Source organism: Desulfosarcina sp. (assembly GCF_041551955.1).
In the GTDB taxonomy this organism is placed as follows: domain Bacteria; phylum Desulfobacterota; class Desulfobacteria; order Desulfobacterales; family Desulfosarcinaceae; genus Desulfosarcina.
Window position 1 is genome coordinate 1 of the sequence record NZ_JBFELV010000418.1, and the last position, 4575, is coordinate 4575.

5 protein-coding genes and 1 tRNA gene are annotated in these 4575 nt (G+C 60.5%); all 6 read left to right on the plus strand.

The features are described 5' to 3' along the window. On the plus strand, positions 1-305 hold a 305-nt coding region (locus tag ABYV26_RS21490), incomplete at its 5' end, for a class I SAM-dependent methyltransferase (RefSeq protein WP_372683409.1). A gap of 105 nt (positions 306-410) precedes the next feature. Then, positions 411-487, plus strand: a tRNA-Trp gene (locus ABYV26_RS21495). A 30-nt stretch (positions 488-517) separates the two neighbouring features. Further along, on the plus strand, positions 518-1216 hold the full coding sequence (locus ABYV26_RS21500) for a lysophospholipid acyltransferase family protein (protein ID WP_372683410.1): 699 nt from the start codon (positions 518-520) through the stop codon (positions 1214-1216). A 51-nt stretch (positions 1217-1267) separates the two neighbouring features. Beyond that, positions 1268-2905: an AAA family ATPase gene (locus ABYV26_RS21505; RefSeq protein ID WP_372683411.1), complete on the plus strand. Its 1638-nt coding sequence runs from the start codon at positions 1268-1270 to the stop codon at positions 2903-2905. 41 nt (positions 2906-2946) lie between these two features. After that, the gene (locus ABYV26_RS21510) at positions 2947-4287 is read left to right on the plus strand and encodes a tetratricopeptide repeat protein (protein WP_372683412.1); all 1341 of its coding nucleotides are present in this window, start codon (positions 2947-2949) and stop codon (positions 4285-4287) included. A gap of 1 nt (position 4288) precedes the next feature. Continuing rightward, positions 4289-4575: hypothetical protein (locus ABYV26_RS21515; protein ID WP_372683413.1), on the plus strand; the 287-nt coding region annotated here is incomplete at its 3' end.

Consider the following 4575-nt stretch of genomic DNA (forward strand, 5'->3'; position numbering starts at 1 on the left):
GGAAACAGGATGCCGGGCAGCGAATCCAGACGGTACGAGCAGGCAGTGAAAACAAATATATCGACCGGCCAATCGATTTCATTCTCACGTTCTGGATGCTGCATGAAGTCCAAGACAAAGCGGCTCTTTTGGGGACCTGGTATTCCTATTTAAAGGAGGGCGGAACCTATCTGCTGGTCGAGCCTAAAATTCATACCTCCCGGAAACTGTTCGACAAAGAGGTTAAACTGTGCAGGCAGATCGGATTTGAACAGATAGCGCGTCCCCCTGTCCGGGTCAGTCGTGCGGCGCTTTTTAAAAAATGAGATATTGAAGCAGATTGGCCCCAGCGGGGGAACGGCAGCCCTCGATTAATTTTTTGGCAGACTTTTGCCAATTTCTGTTGTATAAGATGCCCCCAACCACCTTGCAGGCCAGTAGCTCGAATTGGTAGAGCACCGGACTCCAAATCCGGGTGTTGGGGGTTCGAATCCCTCCTGGCCTGCCAATTTTTCTTTGTTCCTAAACCGACGCTTCCATGAGAATCAAGGAAACCATCAAGGATTTCTGTTACCATCAGCTCTACCCCCGGGGCGGTCTGGTGCTGGTCAAACTCATCTCGCGCACCTACCGCTGCCGATTAGTGGACGCGCAGCACGAACAGGATGCGCTCGATACCCACGGCACCGTGGTCTACGCATCCTGGCACCAGCGGTTTTTCCCGGGCATCACCTTCTTTGCCACCAGAAAGCCCATCGCCATCATGATCAGCCAGAGCCGGGACGGTGAGATGATCGCCCGGGTGGCAGACATACTGGGGTGGCGCTCGGTGCGGGGGTCGTCTACGAGAGGCGGCGTCCAGGCCCTCAAAGCGCTCCGATCCCTGACCCGCCGTGGATATCGCGTCGGGCACATCGTCGACGGCCCCCAGGGGCCTTTCGGGGTGGTCAAGCCTGGCCTGATCACCATCGCCCAGTTCTCCGGCGCACCCATCCTGCCGGTGGTCACCTCTGCCGAGCGGCGCTGGGTTTTCAGCAGCTGGGACCGCTTCATGGTACCCAAACCCTTCTCCCGGGTATTCATCCGTTTCACCCCGCCCTTCCATGTGCCCCGCCGGCTGGATCCCGAGGCCTTCGAAGCCCTTCGTCAGGATGTTGAAAAACAAATTAAAGAACTCACCATCCAGACCGATAATTGGTGGAGAAGCCCGGAAATGATCAGACGCTATTTTCCCTGATCGCCCCTTTTAGCCGGACCCGCAAACCAGAGGATTCCGATGTCGGAACCCATGTTCAAACTTGTCTTCACCGACCCTGTGGACACGCCACCGGATCGGGTCTATTTAGCGCATTACCAGCTCAGCGAAGCCCCCTTCGCCATCACCCCGGACCCGGAGTTTCTCTTCTCAGCCAGCTGCCACCAGCAGGTGCTCGACAAGATCAGCTACGCCATCGACGGGCGCATGGGCTTCGTCCTGCTTACCGGTGAGGTGGGCACCGGCAAAACCACCTTGTGCCGGGCGCTGCTCGATCGGCTGAGCCTCGACGCCGAAACCGTCTACGTGATCAATCCATCCCTTTCCGGCCATGAATTGCTGGCCAGCATCCTCGAGGACCTGGGAACGCCCCCGCCGCCCCAGACCACCAAAAAGGCATTGATCGACCAGCTCAACCAGCACCTGCTGACCGACAGTACCAACCGTCCCTTCGTGGTGATCATCGACGATGCACAGACCATGACGCCCGAGACATTAGAGGACCTGCGCCTGCTGTCCAACCTGGAGTCGGATAAGCGAAAACTCATCCAGGTGGTCCTCTCCGGTCAGCCGGAACTGCTGGAGATGCTGGCCAACGAGCGGTTGCGGCAGTTGAAGCAGCGCATCGCCGTGCATTGCCGCCTCCACCCGTTGACCGTCCAGGAAACCGCAGCCTACATCTCCCGACGGCTCTCCGTGGCCGGCAACACGGGTCAGGTCTCTTTTTCCCATGCCGCCACGCAACTGATCCATAAGCGGTCCGGCGGCATCCCGCGGTTGATCAACAAAATCTGCGATTTTACCCTCACTGCCGGCTACGTCAGCGATGCGCCAGTCCTCGATCCTGCCCATGTGAACCGGGCCCTGGCCGAGCTGCCTGACCCGGATATTCGAGGGCACCGAAACGGCGGCCCCATCCTGCGCTGCGGATTGCCTGCAGCCGCAATGCTGGTGCTGGTACTCTTTGCCGCCGTGGTTTGGGCCCTGCGCCCCGGCGACCAGGCGGCTGCCACACCGGTTCAGCCCCGACCCGCGGTAATCCAGGAGACCGCGGAGCCGGCTGCGGGGGTCCAGCAACCCAATTCCGACGGGGTTTGCCTTGCCCCCTCGACAACAGAACTGACCGCCGGTAAGGTGGCCGCGTGTGAAATAAGCGCGGATACCTCCCGCACGACGGGCGGCGCCTGTCCGCCGGGTCCAGTTGATAAGGAACGGGTCACGCCGCCGACCCCCTCGCCCGCTGCCTATGCCCTCCAGTTGGGGTCGTTTCGCACCGTCGCGCGCGCCAGACGGAGCGTGGCCCAATATCGCCAAAAAGCCATAGCCGCTCACTGGCAAGCCGTGGAGGGCGGCCAGTGGTACCGGATCCTGGCCGGGAAATTCGAAAACCGGGACCAGGCCGTCCGTTACAGAAATGAGCACCAGTTAACAGAAGCCCGAATCATCCATGCACCGTGGACGGTCCGGGTGCTACCGGGACGGCCGGACCTGTCGGAGTCCGAAATTATTAGATTTATTTCAGAAATTGGCTATGACAGCCTAATGGAAACAGGTCCGGCGGGCGATAATGAAATATATACCGGTCTTTTTGTATCGGTTGAAGACGCAGCCGTGACCGCCAATCGAATCAACAGCAGCGATCAGATCCTGGCCCAGGTGGTTACCCGATAGAACGCGTCACCGTCGGATGAAGTCAAACCGGAGTCGAATGCATGAGCCTGATGAACGACGCCCTGAGGAAAAAGAGTCGTGAGACCACGGGAAGCCCCGTTGTTAAGGGCTTTATCGATGTATCCGACCGGCCTCGGATAAGCAGGCGCTGGCTCGTCGTTCTGGCAGGGTTGATCCTGTTGACCATTGCGGTCCTTTACGGAACTCACCTGCTGCAATCGAGCACAGGCAACGCCCTGCTAGTGATGACACCCCAGCCAGGACGATCCTTACCACCGGCGAACCATCCCATTGAGACGACATCCGAGGTACAGCTTCGGTCCGATGGTGAGGCCCGGCCGGCATCGGTAAATCGTCAAGCCGAAACCCCGGTTTCCGAGGATTCACCGGCGGACAACCGCCTGGCCACGGCCGTGCCGGTTGCGGTGCCGCCGTCTGCGACGGTAGACGGCGACATGCCGGACCCCCGCCCCGGCGTGGCCGCTGCGGCACCACAACCGACCGATGGGAAACCGGCGGTCCCGCCTGCCGCCGAGACCGCGTTGCAGGTCGACGCTGCTGTTGAGTCCTCTCGGCGGGAACCGAACATCCTCTCCCGGGCCTTCGAACCCGGTCCGGTTAAAACCGACCAAGGTGAGAAACACCGGCCGGTGGAATTCCGACGATCCCGCGCACCCGCGCCGCCGGTCGCCTCGCCCAAGATCGGTCAAGCATCCGGAACCATGGGCAAGTTGAACACACACGCGGCGGTCCACAAAAACAGCCGGGCCAATGTTGAGGATGACCTGTTTTACAAGAAGGCCCGCGCCTACCATCGCAACGGCCGCCTGGCTGAGGCCACCCGCCTTTACCGTCAGGTCCTCAAGACCCATGCAAACCATCCGGGCACCATGCTGAACCTAGCCGCCGCATATATGCAGCAGGGAAAATACACCGAGGCCGCCCCCCTTCTCGAACGACTGGAAGGCTCAAATCCGCGACCCCAGGGGGTGCTGTTGAACCTGGCCATGGCGGCAATCGGCATGGGCGCAGCGGAAAAGGCCCTGGACTACCTGGACCGGGCGGCCGCGCTGTCGGATGCAACCCCTTGGGAAATTCGCTTTCACCGAGCCGTGGCCTTTGCCCGAATGAACCGGCTCCCCGAGGCCCTGGAACTGTATCGCGAAGCCGAAACGGAACGACCCGACGATCCCGGGCTTCAGTTCAACCTGGCGGTAACCTGCGATGCGCTGGGCTTCTATCCGCAGGCGGTGACCCATTACGAAGCCGCCCTGCGATTCCCATCAGGACCTTCTGCAACCGACAAGGAAACCATTACCCGGCGCATCCAAATCCTCAGGCGGTATCTCGACACCGCCCAATCAACGGCAACAGGGCAGTAAGATGGCAAAACGCATTGGCGATATTCTTATCGACCTGGGGTACGTCGACCAGGATCAACTGGAAATGGCCCTCACGGAATCCAAAAAAACCGGGATCATGCTGGGCGACGTGCTCCTGCGGCTGGACTGGGTCACCCAGGAACAGCTCCAAATGAGCTTGGCGGTCCAAAGCGGCGCCAAGTTGCTCGACACGGATGCCATCAAGGTGGATCCCGGCCTGATCGCCCAGGTCCCCCAGGAGTTCGTCACCACCCACGGCATCATGCCCCTGCAGCGGCGGGAGGACAC